Origin of the sequence: Lentzea sp. NPDC059081 (assembly GCF_042738015.1) — a bacterium.
In the GTDB taxonomy this organism is placed as follows: Bacteria; Actinomycetota; Actinomycetes; order Mycobacteriales; family Pseudonocardiaceae; genus Lentzea.
In genome coordinates, this window is the sequence record NZ_JBHYGW010000006.1 from 211,855 (window position 1) to 225,885 (window position 14,031).

A 14,031-nucleotide genomic window follows, 5' to 3' on the forward strand; every position below is an offset into this window, starting at 1 on the left:
CGGGGCTTCGTGCGTTCGTGGAACTAGTTGAGCTGGTCCGGGTTCGGCCCGATGCGGCCACCCCGGTCCAGAGTGGACAGAGCGGCGACCTCCTCGTCCGACAGCTCGAAGTCGAACACCGCGATGTTCTCCCGGATGCGCGACGGCGTCACGGACTTCGGGATCACCACGTTGCCGATCTGCAGGTGCCAGCGCAGTACCACCTGGGCGGCGGACCGGCCGTGCCGCGCGGCGATCTCCGCCACCACCGGGTCGGACAGCAGCTCGCCGCCCTGGCCCAGCGGCGACCACGCCTCGGTCTGGATGCCGTGCTCGGCGTGGAACGCGCGCAGCTCGGTCTGCTGGAGGTACGGGTGCAGCTCGATCTGGTTGACGGCGGGGGCGACGCCGGTCTCGTCGATCAGCCGGCTCAGGTGCGCGGGCTGGAAGTTGGAGACGCCGATCGCGCGGACGCGGCCCTCCTTCTGCAGCTCCACGAACGCCTTCCAGGTGTCGACGTAGAGGTCGCGGGCCGGGGTCGGCCAGTGGATCAGGTACAGGTCGAGCACGTCGAGCCCGAGCTTGCGCAGCGACGAGTCGAACGCGCGCAGCGTCTTGTCGTGGCCGTGGTCGGCGTTCCAGAGCTTCGTGGTGACGAAGACGTCGTCGCGGTCCACATCGGACTGCGCGATCGCCTGGCCGACACCGCTCTCGTTGCCGTACGCGGCGGCGGTGTCGATGCTGCGGTAGCCGGCCTTCAGCGCCTCCGCGACGGCGGGGGTGGCCTCCGCGTCGGGCACCTGCCAGACGCCGAAACCGAGCTGGGGCATGGTGGCGCCGGTGCTGAGCTTCACGTTGTTCACAGCGAGAATCCTTGTCAGATCAGGGGATCAGCGTCGGAGCGGTGCCGCCGTCGACGCGCAACGCGGCTCCGGTCGTCGCGGACGACAGGTCCGACGCGACGTAGGTGATGAGGTTCGCGACCTCGTGGGGGCGGATCAGGCGGCCGAGCAGCAGGGTCGGGCGTTCGGTGCGGACGAACTCGGCCTCGCCGCCCTCGCCCACGCGGTCGCGGATGAACTCCTCGACGCCCGGCGTGAGGGTCGGGCCGGGCAGCACCGAGTTCACCGTGACGCCGGTGCCCTTGACCTCCTGGGCCATGCCGCGGGAGATCGCGAGCTGCGCGGTCTTCGTCATGCCGTAATGGACCATCTCGGTCGGCGTGAAGACGGACGACTCGCTGCTCACGAAGATCACCCGGCCCCAGCCGCGCTCGACCATGCGGGGCGTGTAGTGGCGGGCCAGGCGGACGCCGGACATGACGTTGGTGTCGAAGAACCGCTGCCACTCGGCGTCGTCGATCTCGAACACCGGCTTCGCGCCGTAGATGCCGAGGTTGTTGACCAGCACGTCCACGTCGGGCACCTGCGCGACCAGGTCGGCCGCGCCCTCGGCGGTCGCGAGGTCGGTCGCGACACCGCGCACGTCGCCGTGGGCGCTGAGCTTGCCGACCGCCTCGGCCACGCGCTCCTCGGCGCGGCCGGTGACGACCACGGCGGCACCCGCCTTGAGCAGGCCTTCCGCGGTGGCGAAGCCGATGCCGGCGGTGGAGCCCGTCACGAGGGCCGTGCGTCCCGACAGATCCATGTCTCTCCCCGGTAGACTTGTTGAAGACGATTACAAGCGTACGCAATAGTTGCAGACGCTGTCTATTCGAGAAGGGTTGACCTATGTCACTGGACGACGACGCCGTCCAGGCGCGCGCGCAGGGCTGGCGCACGCTCGCGGCGTTGCACGCGCGCATCGAGGACCGGCTGGAGCGCGCGCTGCAGAAGGCCCACGAGCTGTCGGTCAGCGAGTACACCGTTCTGGACGTGCTCAACCGCCAGGACGGGTTCCACCTTCGGATGAACCAGCTCTCCAACGCCGTGGTGCTCAGCCAGTCCGCCACCACGCGCCTGGTCACCCGGCTGGAGGACCGCGGCCTGCTCTCGCGCTACCTCTGCCCCACGGACAGGCGCGGCATCTACACCGAGGTCACCGAGAAGGGGCACGCGCTGCTCGCCGACGCCCGTCCGACCCACGACGAGGTGCTGTCCGCGTCGCTCTCCGAAGCCGGGGACGTCCCCGAGCTCAAGCCACTCGTTGAGGCGCTCGCCAAGCTCTAGCCGGTGAAGAATGATCGCGCGCATGGATCTCCACGCCCTGATCCGCGCCGAGGCGCCGCTGGCCGAGCAGCACCGCGCCCTCACCGAACCGGTGCTGACGGCGCTGGTCGACACCGGTGTGCACCGCATGATCGCCCCGAAGCGCTACGGCGGCGCCGAGGTGGGCCTGCCCGAGTGGAGCCGTGAGGTCCAGGAGCTCTCGCGGTCCGACGCTTCCACCGGCTGGACCGCGATGACGACCACCAGCTGCTCGTCGCTGGCCTGGTACCTGCCGACGGACGCGGCCGACGAGGTGTTCGGCGACCGGCGCGCGTTGATCGCCGGCACCGCGGCGCCGTTGGGCAAGGCCGTGGCGACCGACGGCGGCTATCGCGTGACCGGCCGTTGGGGCTGGGGCAGCGCCGTGGCGTACTCCTCGTGGATCATCGGCGGCACCATCACGCCCGAGGGGCCGCGTCTGGCCGTGTACCCGCGTGAGGACGTGACGATCCACGACACCTGGCACGCCGCCGGCCTGCGTGCCACCAGTTCGCACGAGTTCTCTCTCGCGGACGCCTTCCTGCCGTTCAGGCGGGCTATCTGGCCCATCGGCATCACGCCCGGCATCGAGGGCCCGATCACGGTCTTCCCGTACTTCAGCTTCCTGGCCGTCGGCGTCGCGTCCGTGTGCCTCGGTGTGGCCCGCCGCGCGATCGACGAGATCGAGGCGCTGGCCGTCGAGAAGACCCCGCAGTACGCGACCACCCGCCTCGCCGAGCAGACCGGCGCGCAGATCGAGATCGCGACGATGGAGGCGCGGCTGTCGGCGGCGACGGCGTTCCTGCACGAGGCGTTGAGCACGGCCTGGGACCACGCGGTCCACGCCGAGCAGGCACCGGACGCCGTGAAGGCACGACTGCGGCTGGCCTGTTCGTTCGCGGCCGGCGAGGCCACCGACGTGGTGCAGAAGGCGTTCGCGGCGGGTGGCGGCAGCTCGGTGTTCGAGTCGTCGGCGTTGCAGCGCTGCCTGCGGGACGTGCACGTCGCGGCGCAGCACACGGTGGTGTCACGGCGCCTGCTGGAGACGTACTCGATGCTCAAGCTGGGGCTCTGCCCGGACATGTCGAGGTTCTGATGGACGCACTCGAAGCGATCATGACCACCCGCGCGATCCGCCGCTTCACCGGCGAGCCCGTGTCCGACGACGACCTGTGGACGTGCCTGCGCGCCGCCCAGCAGGCGCCGTCGGGCGGCAACGTCCAGCCGACCCGCTACCTCGTGGTCACCGACCAGGACGTCCGCTCGAAGCTGGGCGAGCTCTACCTCAGCGCGTTCGGCCGGTACGCGGCGGCGATGCCCGGACGTCCCACCGACGCCGTGAGCAGGCGGACCGGCAGGTCGGCGCTGCACCTCGCCCGCACGCTGGCGTCCGTGCCGGTGATCGTGTTCTTCCTCATGCCGCGCACGCCGTCGCTGGTGGAGGGCATCGACATCGGCCCGGTCGCCGCGTCGGTCTACCCGGCCGTGCAGAACTTCTGCCTCGCGGCGCGCGCGTTGGGTCTCGGCACGACGCTGACCACGGTGATCCGGATCCACCAGGCCGAGACGCTGGAGCTGCTCGGCGTGCCGGACGGGTGGGAGATCGCCGCGATGGTGCCGCTCGGGCACCCGGCGGAGAAGTTCTCCGTGGCCGTGCGACGCGACGTGGCGGACCTGACTTCCTTCAACCGCTGGAGCTAATGTGCGTCCATGCCCGATACGCAGTACGAAGACCTGCTCCGCCACGTCCTGAAGGAGGGCGTGCGCAAGGAGGACCGCACCGGCACCGGCACGCGGTCGATCTTCGGCCACCAGCTGCGCTACCCGCTCGCCGCGGGCTTCCCGCTGATCACGACGAAGAAGGTGCACTTCAAGTCGATCGCGTACGAGCTGCTGTGGTTCCTGCGCGGCGACTCCAACGTCCAGTGGCTGCAGGACCACGGGGTGTCCATCTGGGACGAGTGGGCGTCCCCCGAGGGTGAGCTCGGCCCGGTCTACGGCGTGCAGTGGCGCTCGTGGCCGACCCCGGACGGCGGGCACGTCGACCAGATCGCCGAGGTCCTCAAGACTTTGAAGACCAACCCGGACTCGCGCCGGATCATCGTGTCGGCCTGGAACGTCGGCGAGATCGCGAACATGGCGCTGCCGCCGTGCCACGCCTTCTTCCAGTTCTACGTCGCCGACGGCAAGCTGTCGTGCCAGCTCTACCAGCGCAGCGCGGACCTGTTCCTCGGCGTGCCGTTCAACATCGCGTCCTACGCCCTGCTCACGCACATGATCGCCGCGCAGACCGGGCTCGGCGTGGGCGACTTCATCTGGACCGGCGGCGACTGCCACGTCTACGACAACCACGTCGAGCAGGTCGAGCTGCAGCTCAGCCGCGAAGCACGCGATTTCCCGTCGCTGAAGATGGCGGCCGTTCCGAGCCTGTTCGACTACGCCTACGAGGACTTCGAGATCGTCGGCTACGACCCGCACCCCGGCATCAAGGCGCCGGTGGCGGTGTGATCGGGCTGATCTGGGCCCAGGCGGCGAACGGGGTGATCGGCCGCGACAACGCGATCCCGTGGCACGTCCCCGAGGACATGAGGCACTTCCGGGAGATCACCGCGGGCTCGGCCGTCCTGATGGGCCGCCGCACGTGGGAGTCGCTGCCACCGCGCTTCCGCCCGTTGCCCGGCCGGCGCAACCTGGTGCTCTCGCGGACGCCGCAGGAGGGCGCGGAGACGTTCGGCTCGCTGGAGAAGGCGCTCGCGGACGTCACCGGTGACCTGTGGGTGATGGGCGGGTCGGCGGTCTACGCGGCGACGCTGCCGTTCGCCGACCGAGTCGAGGTGACGGAGATCCGCGAGGCATTCGAGGGCGATACCTACGCGCCCGCGGTGGACCGCGAGCCGGTCGACGTCGGCGAGTGGCAGGAGTCGAGCTCGGGGCTGCACTACCGGTTCGTCCGGTACTGAGATCGACAGCCCAGACTGTTCAGTCTAGACTGTCTATTGTGACCGATCCCGCCGCGCTCAACCAGCGCCTGCGCGTCTTCGTGCAACGACTCCGGCGCAAGCTGCAGGACGAGTCGTCGGTGCACGACCTGAGCGCACCCCAGGCGTCCGCGCTGGCCCGGCTGTTGCTGCTGGACGAGCCGTCGACCGCCAGCCGGCTGGCCGGTGCGGAGCGCGTGAAGCCGCAGTCGATGGCCAAGACGCTCGTCACCCTCCACGACCAGGGCCTCATCGAGCGCGCGCCCGACCCCGCCGACGGGCGGCGCACGCTGATCTCGCTCACCGAGGCCGGCCGCGCGGCCGCCCAGGGCGCGCGGGCGCAGCGGATCGAGTGGCTCACCGAGGCGCTCGCCCAGCGGTTCACCGAGGCCGAGCGGCAGGTGATCGACGAGGCCGTCGCGCTGCTGGAGCGCGTGGTGGACGAATGAGCGGGTTCGACCGCCGCCTGATCACCCCGCTGGTCGCGGGAGCCGTCCTCAACCCGATCAACTCGACGATCCTCTCGGTCGCGCTGGTGCCGATCGGCCTCGCCCTCGGTGAGCCGCCGTCCGCGATCGCGTGGCTGGTCACGTCCCTCTACGTCGCCACCGCGATCGGGCAGCCGGTGGCCGGTCGCCTGATCGACACCTACGGCCCGCGACGGCTGTTCCTGCCCGCGACGGCACTGGTCGGGATCGCGGGCGTGCTCGGCACCCTCGCGCCGAACCTGGCCGTGCTCGTGGTCGCCCGCGTGCTGCTCGGACTGGGCACGTGCGCCGGCTACCCCGCCGCGATGCGGCTGCTGCGCGACGAGGCCGACCGCACCGGTGAGGACAGCCCCGGTGGCGTGCTCACGGTCCTCGCGATCGCGACCCAGACCGTGGCGGTGATCGGCCCGCCGCTCGGCGGTCTGCTGATCGACCTCGGCGGCTGGCGCACCACTCTCGCCGTGAACGTCCCGTTGGCACTGGTCGCGTTCGCGCTGGGGTGGCGCTACTTCCCGCGCGACGAGCCGCGGCGCACGGAGCGCGCGCCGTTGTTCGACCTCCGCGGCCTGAACGCGCCGTTGCTGATCACCTACGCGCGGGCGTTGCTCACGAACATCGTGTCCTACGGCTTCATCTACGGGTTCACGCAGTGGCTGCAGGCCAGCCGCGGCTTGTCCGCGAGCCAGGCGGGCCTCCTGCTGTTGCCGTTGTTCGCCACCTCGATCGGCGTCGCGGCGCTGACCGGACGCCGCTACACGTTGCGCGGCAAGCTGATCGTCTCGGCCGTCGCGCAGGTCGTCGTGTGCGCGCTGATCCTGGTGCTCACCCCGTCCAGTCCTCTGTGGATACTCCTGGTGATCGTGCTGGTCAGCGGCATTCCCCAGGGCCTCAACGGCCTCACGCTGCAGCACGCCGTGTACCGGCAGGCCGATCCCGCCAGGGTCGGCGCCTCGGCCGGGCTGCTGCGCACGTTCGTCTACCTCGGCGCGATCGTCACGGGTGCCGTGCAGGGGCTCGTCTTCGGCGACACCGTGGACACCGCCGGACTGCGCGGGCTCACGGTGTTCCTCGTCGCCGTGAGCGTGGTGTTCCTGCTCATCAACGTGGTCGACAAGTCTTTGAAAGGTGTGAAGTCATGACGTTCGAGAACACCGCGCTGCTGGTGATGGACTACCAGGTCGGCATCGTGGACCGCATCCCCGGCGCCGAGGCGCTGCTGGACCACGTGGCGGGCCTGGTGACCGGTTTCCGCGAACGCGGCGGCCACGTCGGCTGGGTGCGCGTCGCGTTCACCGACGACGACATGGCCGCGATCCCGCCGACCAGCGTGATGGCCCGGCTCGTGACGCCCGAGAGCCAGGCCGCGATGCACGCCGACTCGCCGTACACGCGGATCCACCCCAAGCTCGAACCGCAGCCGCAGGACATCACCGTCCGCAAGACGCGCGTCGGCGCGTTCACCACCACCGATCTCGACGCCCAACTGACGAACCGGGGCGTCACGTCGTTGGTGCTGGCCGGGATCAGCACGAGCGGTGTCGTGCTGAGCACCGTGCGTGAGGCGATGGACCGCGACTACGCGATCACGGTGCTCGCGGACGCGTGCGCCGACCCGGACCCGGCGACGCACGAGTTCCTGACCGGCACGTTGTTCCCGCGGAGCGGCAGGGTGACCACGGTCGGCGAGCTCTAACGGCGGCCGCCGAACTCCCACTCGTGGACCTCGACCGCGTCATACCTCTCCCGCGTCAGCACTGACGCGGGAGCGTCCGACCTCACTAGCGCGGCCGTGCCCAGCCAAGCCGTGCCGTCGTCGGAGAGCAACGGCCCGTACGCGATCAGCTCGTCGGTGCGCCGCGGCACGAGGTCTACCGCCTCGCCTGAACCGAACCCGAGGACGAGGTGCCCACCGCCCTCGCGTCCGCCGGGGAAGTCCCACATCGTGCGCCCGAGCACGTTGCGCCACCGGCGCAGCGGAAGCGAGCCGGGCCGGTCCCGGTGCAGGACGAAGAACTCCACGGCCCCTACCGGCGCCGGGCCCGTGCGTGCCAGGCCTCCACGATCAGCTCCTCCAGCTCCCCCACCTCGATGTGCTCCAGCCGCACGAGGATCGCCGGATACCCGTGGAAGTGCGGCGTCGTGAAGTACACGGACCCGTCCGCGGCCAGCAACGCCTCCTTGGCCCCGAGGTCCGGCACCCGCGCCGCCAGGATGGGCCCGGACGGCGCGGCAGGTCCGAGGGCGGCCAGGTCGGTGCCCCGCAGCGGCCGCTCCCAGACGAACAGCTTCTCCTTGACCCGCCAGTCGACGACGCCCTCACGCACCCGCTCCGTGACGTCGGGCATGGAGGTGGCGATCCTGTGCACGTCGTCCCAGGTGGCCATCGGGGAGCTCCTACAGGTGGTCCGGCGGACGCTGCTGCTCGGCCAGGAACCGTTCGAACTCGGCGCCCAGTTCGTCCGCGCTGGGGATGTCGGTGGTCCCGACAGTCTGGATGAACGCGTCGTACTGCCGCTCGAGCGCTTCCACGACCTGGGCCACCTCCTCCGACTCCGCGACCTGGCGGTGGATCTCCGCGTCGGCGGCCTGCGACGCCTCGACCAGGCCGCCGATGGGCAGGGCGAGGCCGGTGGCGCGGGCGACGGCGTCCAGCAGCGTCACGGCGGCGGTCGGGTACTGCGACTGCGCGAGGTAGTGCGGCACCTGGGCGGCGAAGCCCATCGCGTCGTGACCCGCCTGGCCGAGGCGGAACTCCAGCAGGCCCGACACGTTGCCCGGCACCTGCACGCGGTTGAAGAACGGCTGGTACTCCGACACGAGCTCGGGACGCGTGGCGTGGCCGATGACGTTCAACGGGCGGGTGTGCGGCACGCCCATCGGGATGCCGTGGAAGCCCAGCGTCAGACGCACGCCCCACCGGTCGACGAGTGACCGCACGGCCTCGATGAACGCCTCCCAGCCGCGGTCCGGCTCCGGGCCCTTGAGCAGCAGGAACGGATGTCCGGCGCTGTCCCACAGCAGGTGCACGACCAGTTCCGGGGCGGCGTAGTCCTCCCAGTGGTCGGTCGCGTAGGTCATCAGCGGGCGGCGCGAGCGGTAGTCGATCAGGCCGTCGATGTCGAAGCGGGCGACGACTCGGCTCTCCAGGGTCTCCAGCAGGTGCTCGGCGAGCAGCCGGCCCGCGGCGCCCGCGTCCATGAAACCCTCGAAGTGGTGCAGCAACACCGCGCCTGTCAGGTCCGGCACCTCCGAGTCCACCTCGTACAGGTTCTCCGGGTCCACCGCACGCCTCCTGAAGCACTCGTTCCAGTCTCGTCCAAGCCAACCACGTGGCCACGGAACTGATTCCGCACGGGTCGATTAGCCCATACGGACCGTGTGCGCGCATCACCTCACGGGTACTCCTGCGAGGTGTACAGGCGCTGGATGACGCGTGGAGCTTTGGTCGCAGCCGTTCTCATCATCCTCGGCTCGGCGGTGTTCGTCTTCGGGCAGTTCAAGCCCTTCGGCCAGGTCGGCGAGGAGGAGACGATCGACCGCAGCCAGCCGGCGGTGCTGAAGTCGGTCCGCGACCTCAGCCAGTTCCACGCCGCGGCAGGCGAGTTCCAGGTCGTGCTCGACATCGAGAACGACGTGAAGTGGGTACCCGCGGCGCTGGCCGGTGAACGCACGTTGTTCGTCGCGGCCGGCTCCGTCAACGCCTACGTCGACTTCTCGGCGTTGAAGGACGACGGCCTGGTCGTCTCGCCGGACGGCAAGACCGTCGAGCTGCGGCTGCCCAAGCCGCAGCTGGACAAGCCGAACATGCACCACGACAGGTCGTACATCTTCAGCCAGGAACGCGGGCTCATCAACGACCTCCAGGCGCTCGCCGGACCTCCCGACCAGCAGAAGTTCTACGTCGCCGCCGAGGCCAAGCTCGCCGAGGCGGCCAAGCAGTCGGAACTGCTCGAGCGCGCGGAGGACAACACCCGCGTGATGCTCACCGGGATGCTGCAAACGTTGGGGTTCCAGGTGAAGGTGGTCGGCGACTGAGCCGAACCGGTGCCCCTTTCCCGGCGAACGTCCAGCGGTGAGGTGACCGCTCCGGGATAGGATCCGCCGGTGGAAGACGATCTGATGGCCTGGGCGCCCGCGCAGGGCGCCGCGCAGGCGCCGGAGATCGCGCTGCCCGGCTACAGCGGTTTCCGCGTGATCGCGCAGGGTGGCGAGGGCACGATCTACCGGGCCCGCCAGGACGGGCTGGGCCGCGACGTCGCCGTCAAGGTGCTGCAGGTGAGCGACCCGGCGACGGTGGCCCGGTTCCGCCGCGAGCTGGCGATCACCGTCGAGCTCGGCCGCCAGCACCCGCACATCGTCACGGTGCTGGACACGGGCACGTTGCCCGACGGCCGCATGTGCATCGTCATGGAGTTCTACGAGCGCGGCTCGCTGCACGACCGCATGCGCGCCATGGGCCCGTTGCCCGTCGCCGACGTGGTGTCGGCGGGGATCGCGGTGGCCGACGCGCTGGCGTTCGCGCACGGCCAGGGCATCCTGCACCGCGACGTGAAGCCGCAGAACGTCCTGGTGCTCCCGACTTCGTACGTGCTGGCCGACTTCGGCATCGCCCGTGGCGCGGACGCCGGCCACTCCGCGTCGTTGCAGATGGTCAGCTACCGGCACGCGGCCCCGCAGATGATCGAAGGCGCCACGCCGTCGTTCGCCGACGACATCTGGTCGCTGGGCTCGACGCTGTTCACGTTGCTGGAGGGCAAGCCGCCGTTCGCCTCGGACAACCCGGACGAGGACACGCTGCTGTCCTACGTCGGCCGCGTGAGCACCGCCGAACCCCGCGCGCTGACCCGGTTCGACGTGCCCGCGGCGCTCGTCGCGGTGATCAACCGCTGCCTGCGCAAGGACCGGGCGGAGCGCTACGGCTCGGCGTTGGAGCTGCGCGACGCGCTGACGGCGGTGACCTCGGCCAGTGCGGTGTCCACTGTGGACCCGGACTCGACGGCGATGCTGGGCGAGCGCGCGGAGTTCTACCCGGAGGGCCCGACCGAGGCACCCGGTTTCGGCCCGCGCGGGTACGTTCCCGAGCCCGAGCCGGCCCCCGAACCCGTGCAGGAGCCCGACGACTCCTGGCGCGGGCAGCTGGAGGACCTGACCTACCGGCGGCACGACTACGTCGCCACGCCACCGCCTCCCCCGCCGCCGATGGCGGTGCTGCCGATCGTCGACCTTCCTCCGCCCGAGCCCATGACGGCCCCGGTGCGCAAGGCCAAGCGCGGCGGGGTGCTCGCGCTGCTGGCCGTGATCGCGGTGGTCGGCGGCGTGGTGGCCGGGATGGTCCTCAACCGCCCCGACGACCGGCAGTCCCAGGCACCCGTCACGACCACGACGATCCCGGTGCCGACGACGGAGTCGACCGACGCAGGTCCGCCGCCGAACGCCGACCCCAAGTTCGTCCCGGTGCTCAAGCGCGCGGAGTACGCGGGCAAGGCGATCGAGCTCGAGTGGAGCGACCCGAGCGACGGGCAGGCCGAGTTCGTGGTGATCGACGTGACCGGCACGAAACCGTTCGCGGTGACCAGGGTGACGGGCGGCGGCACGACGTACGTGGTGGAGGACGGCGGCGGTTCGCGGCGTTGCTTCCAGATCGCGGCATTCGGCTACAACGGCGAACGCGGCAGCTCCGCGAAAGTCTGCGCCACCAAGAATTGACGTTTCGAGGCCGCGTTGTTGCGCGTGCACGGACTGGCGTACGGTCCCCCGCGTGCAAAGCGCTCGTTACGCCGGCCCACCGTTGTTCGCCCGTGGACACAACCGCCGAACATTCGTGGCGTTGGCAGCCATCCCGCTCGTGATCGGGATCGGCATCGGCGTGCTCATCGGCGGCCGGCTGGAGCCGTCGTCTCCCGTCACCACAGGCACTTCGACCACGCCGCGCGACGAGCCCGTGCAGCTCGAGTACAGCGACATGCCCTGCGACCCCGGCTCGTCCGTGCTCGTCCTGCACTCCCTCGAGGGCGCGATGCGGGCGGAGGACGTCAAGGTGCTGCTCGACTACGAGACGCTGTGGGTGCAGTACCGGGAAAACGCGAACCCGGCGCTCAAGGGCCAGACCGCGTTCCTGAGCAGACGCGACGACGTGTGCTCCGCGATCGTGCCGGAGGACCCCCGGTTCACGCAGTTCATCTGGATCGGGCCGTTCCCGTCGGTGGTGGCGCCGGGGTTGTGCGACGCGTTGCTGAAGGTGCCGGGGCGCAACTGCATCGCGGCCCAGGTGGTGCGGTAGCCGCCCGCACGCGTGGAGTCGTCGCGTCCGAGTTGCCGGAGTTCCGGCGCCGATGGTTCGTCAGCGCCGGAACAACGGCCGCGGGTCCACCGCCCACACCACCTTGCGCCACCAGGAAGCCTTGCGCCGCACCGCCTTGCGCACCTGTCTGGCCAGCCGCCAGCTCTGCTCGGTCTTCGCCGGCTGCGGGGCGAAAGCGGCCTGGTCGACCAGCACGGCGAGCCGTTGCCCCGGCTCGCCCCAGTCTCGTCCGACGTCCGGGACCGTGCGGCTGGGTCTCGGTTTCAGGCCGGCCAGCTGCAGCGAGTCGAGCACCTCGGTCCACGCGCCGACCGGGCCCGCGGACCTGAGCCTCAGCCGGCGCGAGGTGCGCGCCACGTAGAGGACGACCAGCAGCAGCACCGGCGTCAGCGCCCAGAACGGGAACCTCGTCGCCGGTTCGGGCGCGGCCACGGCGTCGGGCCGCACGGCCGTCGGCTGCACCAGCGGCGGTACGGACTGCAGTGAGGTCGGCGTGGGCTTCGCAGTGGTCGACGCCAAGCGGTTCAGCACCTCGCGCTTCGAGGCGGCGCTGGGGCCGCTTCCGTTGCCCGACACCGGGTCGAACGCCACCCAGCCCCAGCCGCTGAAGTACACCTCCGGCCAGGCCGTGGCGTCGGCCGCGCGGACGATCCGTTCGCCGTTCTGCTCCGGCACCGGCTGGAAGCCGACCACCACGCGCGTCGGGAGACCGACCGCCCGCGCGAGCACCGCGTACGACGAGGCGAACTGCTCGGCTGTGCCAGCGCTGGCACCGGACTCGCCGGGCGAACCGAACAGGAACGTCTCCAGCCGCGCGTAGGACGACCCGACCGGCGCCTCGGCGTCCGGGCGGCGGTTGAGGCGCACGACCTGTTCCAGCGCCACGGCCTTCTCGTACGGCGTGCGCGCGTTGGCCGTCGCCTGCCGCGCGTACTCGGCCAACGTGAACGGCAGCCGCGGCAACGCCGTGTACCTCGTCGCGTTCGCCGGCACCTGCGCCTCGGCGAGATCCGTGTCGGCGGGCGTCTCGAGGACACCGCGGACCGTGTAGCTCAGCCCGGTCCTGATGCCCTCGGCGACCACCAGCGACCCGGTGTCCGGGTCCACCATGGCGTCGCTCAGCGACACCGCCTGCGGCTTGCCGACGCCGGGCAGCCACTCCCCCTGCAACCCGGTGATCACCAGGTCGGCGCTGGCGCTCTGGGACTTCCCGCCGATCGGCAGGTCCGGCGGGTCCACCACGCCGAGCGGCCCGTAGGTCGCGGCCGCCTCCCAGGACGCGCCCGTGTACCGGCTGAGCGTCACCAGCCGCACCGGCACCTCGGGCCCGCGCATCCGGAACAGCTCGGCCTCCCCCTGCGCAGCCCACGCGGCGAGCTGCGGCAGCGGGTTGGAGATCGCGATGTCGGTGATCGGCGGCGTGACGAGCTTGCGCGGCTCGAACCCGTTGGTCGGCAACACGAACGCCAGCAGCGTCAACGCCGCCAGCGCCGTGGCCAGCACCGCGGGCGGCACGACGGGCCCGCGCCGGTCGATGATCAGCCAGCCCAGCGCCAGGAGGGTCACCAGCGTGAGCGCCACGAGCCCGTACTTGTCCGCGCGGCCCGTGGTGAGCAGCGCCGCCGACACGTACAGCGTCGCCACGCCGAGCGCTGGCACGAACAATGCCGTGCCGCGTTTGGTCACCGACAGCACCGTGCCCGTCGAGATGCCGATGATCAGCAGCAGGCCGGGGACGAGCAGCTCGGGCGTCGCGGGCGCCGGACGGGCGGCGGTGAGGAGCCTCGGCACGGTGTCCAGCAGGACCCAGGTGGGGTCGCGGTCCGGCGAGGCGCCCCTGGCGGCGAAGAACCCGGCCGTGAGGGCGAGGACCATCACGGCCAGCGCGGCCAGGCCCGCCGGGACGAGCCGGGCGAGCAGGAGGGCGAGGAAGCCGGTGAAGGCGGCCAGTCCGAAGTAGAGGAACGCGCCGTCCCAGGCCTGGGCGAGCTGGAGGGAGCCGACGACGAGGAGTGCGGAGACCCAGGCGTACTTCATCACCCCGCCGAGACGTGCACCGGTGGCCTGGCTCATCGCGCCACCGCCGGGGCCTGGACGTG

At 71.0% G+C, this 14,031-nt stretch carries 17 protein-coding genes; 11 read left to right on the top strand and 6 right to left on the bottom strand.

All coding sequences use genetic code 11. The features are described 5' to 3' along the window. Positions 1–23: 23 nt before the first annotated feature. Entirely contained in the window at positions 24–851 is an 828-nt protein-coding gene (locus tag ACFWV3_RS16355) for an aldo/keto reductase (RefSeq protein WP_382412341.1), read from the bottom strand. A gap of 10 nt (positions 852–861) precedes the next feature. Next, entirely contained in the window at positions 862–1,626 is a 765-nt protein-coding gene (locus ACFWV3_RS16360) for an SDR family NAD(P)-dependent oxidoreductase (protein WP_382412041.1), read from the bottom strand. 83 nt (positions 1,627–1,709) lie between these two features. On the opposite strand from ACFWV3_RS16360, the gene ACFWV3_RS16365 reads away from it, so the two are divergent. From ACFWV3_RS16365 to ACFWV3_RS16400, 8 genes are read left to right on the top strand one after another with little or no spacing between them, the layout of a single operon-like run. After that, a complete protein-coding gene (locus ACFWV3_RS16365) occupies positions 1,710–2,147 on the top strand; it encodes a MarR family winged helix-turn-helix transcriptional regulator (RefSeq protein WP_382412043.1) in 438 nt (145 codons plus the stop codon). A gap of 22 nt (positions 2,148–2,169) precedes the next feature. After that, the gene (locus tag ACFWV3_RS16370) at positions 2,170–3,261 is read left to right on the top strand and encodes an acyl-CoA dehydrogenase family protein (protein ID WP_382412045.1); all 1,092 of its coding nucleotides are present in this window, start codon (positions 2,170–2,172) and stop codon (positions 3,259–3,261) included. Next, positions 3,261–3,866 carry a nitroreductase family protein gene (locus ACFWV3_RS16375; RefSeq protein ID WP_382412046.1) on the top strand — a complete coding sequence of 202 codons (606 nt, stop codon included), beginning with the start codon at positions 3,261–3,263 and terminating at the stop codon, positions 3,864–3,866. Before ACFWV3_RS16370 ends, ACFWV3_RS16375 begins: the two co-directional genes overlap by 1 nt. A gap of 9 nt (positions 3,867–3,875) precedes the next feature. After that, positions 3,876–4,673: a thymidylate synthase gene (locus ACFWV3_RS16380; RefSeq protein WP_382412047.1), complete on the top strand. Its 798-nt coding sequence runs from the start codon at positions 3,876–3,878 to the stop codon at positions 4,671–4,673. Continuing rightward, complete coding sequence (locus ACFWV3_RS16385; protein WP_382412048.1) at positions 4,670–5,125, top strand: dihydrofolate reductase; 456 nt, start codon at positions 4,670–4,672, stop codon at positions 5,123–5,125. The genes ACFWV3_RS16380 and ACFWV3_RS16385 overlap by 4 nt, the downstream gene beginning before the upstream one ends. Positions 5,126–5,163: 38 nt before the next feature. After that, a complete protein-coding gene (locus ACFWV3_RS16390; RefSeq protein WP_382412049.1) occupies positions 5,164–5,592 on the top strand; it encodes a MarR family winged helix-turn-helix transcriptional regulator in 429 nt (142 codons plus the stop codon). Beyond that, complete coding sequence (locus ACFWV3_RS16395; protein WP_382412050.1) at positions 5,589–6,770, top strand: MFS transporter; 1,182 nt, start codon at positions 5,589–5,591, stop codon at positions 6,768–6,770. The genes ACFWV3_RS16390 and ACFWV3_RS16395 overlap by 4 nt, the downstream gene beginning before the upstream one ends. Further along, the gene (locus tag ACFWV3_RS16400; RefSeq protein ID WP_382412051.1) at positions 6,767–7,324 is read left to right on the top strand and encodes a cysteine hydrolase family protein; all 558 of its coding nucleotides are present in this window, start codon (positions 6,767–6,769) and stop codon (positions 7,322–7,324) included. Before ACFWV3_RS16395 ends, ACFWV3_RS16400 begins: the two co-directional genes overlap by 4 nt. Here the strand turns inward: ACFWV3_RS16400 and ACFWV3_RS16405 are convergent. Genes ACFWV3_RS16405 through ACFWV3_RS16415 form a run of 3 tightly spaced genes read right to left on the bottom strand, consistent with a single transcriptional unit; the run spans position 7,321 to position 8,913 of the window. Further along, positions 7,321–7,650, bottom strand: coding sequence for a hypothetical protein (locus ACFWV3_RS16405; RefSeq protein WP_382412053.1), 330 nt, complete (start codon positions 7,648–7,650; stop codon positions 7,321–7,323). The two genes, ACFWV3_RS16400 and ACFWV3_RS16405, sit on opposite strands and share 4 nt — an antisense overlap. Before the next feature lie 5 nt (positions 7,651–7,655). Then, positions 7,656–8,015, bottom strand: coding sequence for an MmcQ/YjbR family DNA-binding protein (locus tag ACFWV3_RS16410; RefSeq protein WP_382412054.1), 360 nt, complete (start codon positions 8,013–8,015; stop codon positions 7,656–7,658). 10 nt (positions 8,016–8,025) lie between these two features. Next, on the bottom strand, positions 8,026–8,913 hold the full coding sequence (locus ACFWV3_RS16415; RefSeq protein ID WP_382412055.1) for a proteasome assembly chaperone family protein: 888 nt from the start codon (positions 8,911–8,913) through the stop codon (positions 8,026–8,028). A 144-nt stretch (positions 8,914–9,057) separates the two neighbouring features. On the opposite strand from ACFWV3_RS16415, the gene ACFWV3_RS16420 reads away from it, so the two are divergent. The 3 genes from ACFWV3_RS16420 to ACFWV3_RS16430 all read left to right on the top strand — a co-directional run bounded on the left by ACFWV3_RS16420 (position 9,058) and on the right by ACFWV3_RS16430 (position 11,911). Next, positions 9,058–9,666 carry a DUF4230 domain-containing protein gene (locus ACFWV3_RS16420; protein WP_382412057.1) on the top strand — a complete coding sequence of 203 codons (609 nt, stop codon included), beginning with the start codon at positions 9,058–9,060 and terminating at the stop codon, positions 9,664–9,666. A 69-nt stretch (positions 9,667–9,735) separates the two neighbouring features. Beyond that, positions 9,736–11,337 carry a serine/threonine-protein kinase gene (locus ACFWV3_RS16425; RefSeq protein WP_382412058.1) on the top strand — a complete coding sequence of 534 codons (1,602 nt, stop codon included), beginning with the start codon at positions 9,736–9,738 and terminating at the stop codon, positions 11,335–11,337. 52 nt (positions 11,338–11,389) lie between these two features. Next, positions 11,390–11,911: a hypothetical protein gene (locus tag ACFWV3_RS16430; protein WP_382412059.1), complete on the top strand. Its 522-nt coding sequence runs from the start codon at positions 11,390–11,392 to the stop codon at positions 11,909–11,911. A gap of 60 nt (positions 11,912–11,971) precedes the next feature. Here the strand turns inward: ACFWV3_RS16430 and ACFWV3_RS16435 are convergent, their stop codons facing one another. Then, complete coding sequence (locus ACFWV3_RS16435; RefSeq protein WP_382412060.1) at positions 11,972–14,005, bottom strand: transglutaminase domain-containing protein; 2,034 nt, start codon at positions 14,003–14,005, stop codon at positions 11,972–11,974. Between the last annotated feature and the right edge of the window lie 26 nt (positions 14,006–14,031).

Excerpts from the sequence above, each read along its gene's own strand:
- ACFWV3_RS16380 (WP_382412047.1), top strand. The coding sequence starts at position 3,876 with ATGCCCGATACGCAGTACGAAGACCTGCTCCGCCACGTCCTGAAGGAG.
- ACFWV3_RS16410 (WP_382412054.1), bottom strand. The coding sequence starts at position 8,015 with ATGGCCACCTGGGACGACGTGCACAGGATCGCCACCTCCATGCCCGAC.
- ACFWV3_RS16370 (WP_382412045.1), top strand. The coding sequence starts at position 2,170 with ATGGATCTCCACGCCCTGATCCGCGCCGAGGCGCCGCTGGCCGAGCAG.
- ACFWV3_RS16360 (WP_382412041.1), bottom strand. The coding sequence starts at position 1,626 with ATGGATCTGTCGGGACGCACGGCCCTCGTGACGGGCTCCACCGCCGGC.
- ACFWV3_RS16395 (WP_382412050.1), top strand. The coding sequence starts at position 5,589 with ATGAGCGGGTTCGACCGCCGCCTGATCACCCCGCTGGTCGCGGGAGCC.
- ACFWV3_RS16365 (WP_382412043.1), top strand. The coding sequence starts at position 1,710 with ATGTCACTGGACGACGACGCCGTCCAGGCGCGCGCGCAGGGCTGGCGC.
- ACFWV3_RS16400 (WP_382412051.1), top strand. The coding sequence starts at position 6,767 with ATGACGTTCGAGAACACCGCGCTGCTGGTGATGGACTACCAGGTCGGC.
- ACFWV3_RS16375 (WP_382412046.1), top strand. The coding sequence starts at position 3,261 with ATGGACGCACTCGAAGCGATCATGACCACCCGCGCGATCCGCCGCTTC.
- ACFWV3_RS16420 (WP_382412057.1), top strand. The coding sequence starts at position 9,058 with ATGACGCGTGGAGCTTTGGTCGCAGCCGTTCTCATCATCCTCGGCTCG.
- ACFWV3_RS16435 (WP_382412060.1), bottom strand. The coding sequence starts at position 14,005 with ATGAGCCAGGCCACCGGTGCACGTCTCGGCGGGGTGATGAAGTACGCC.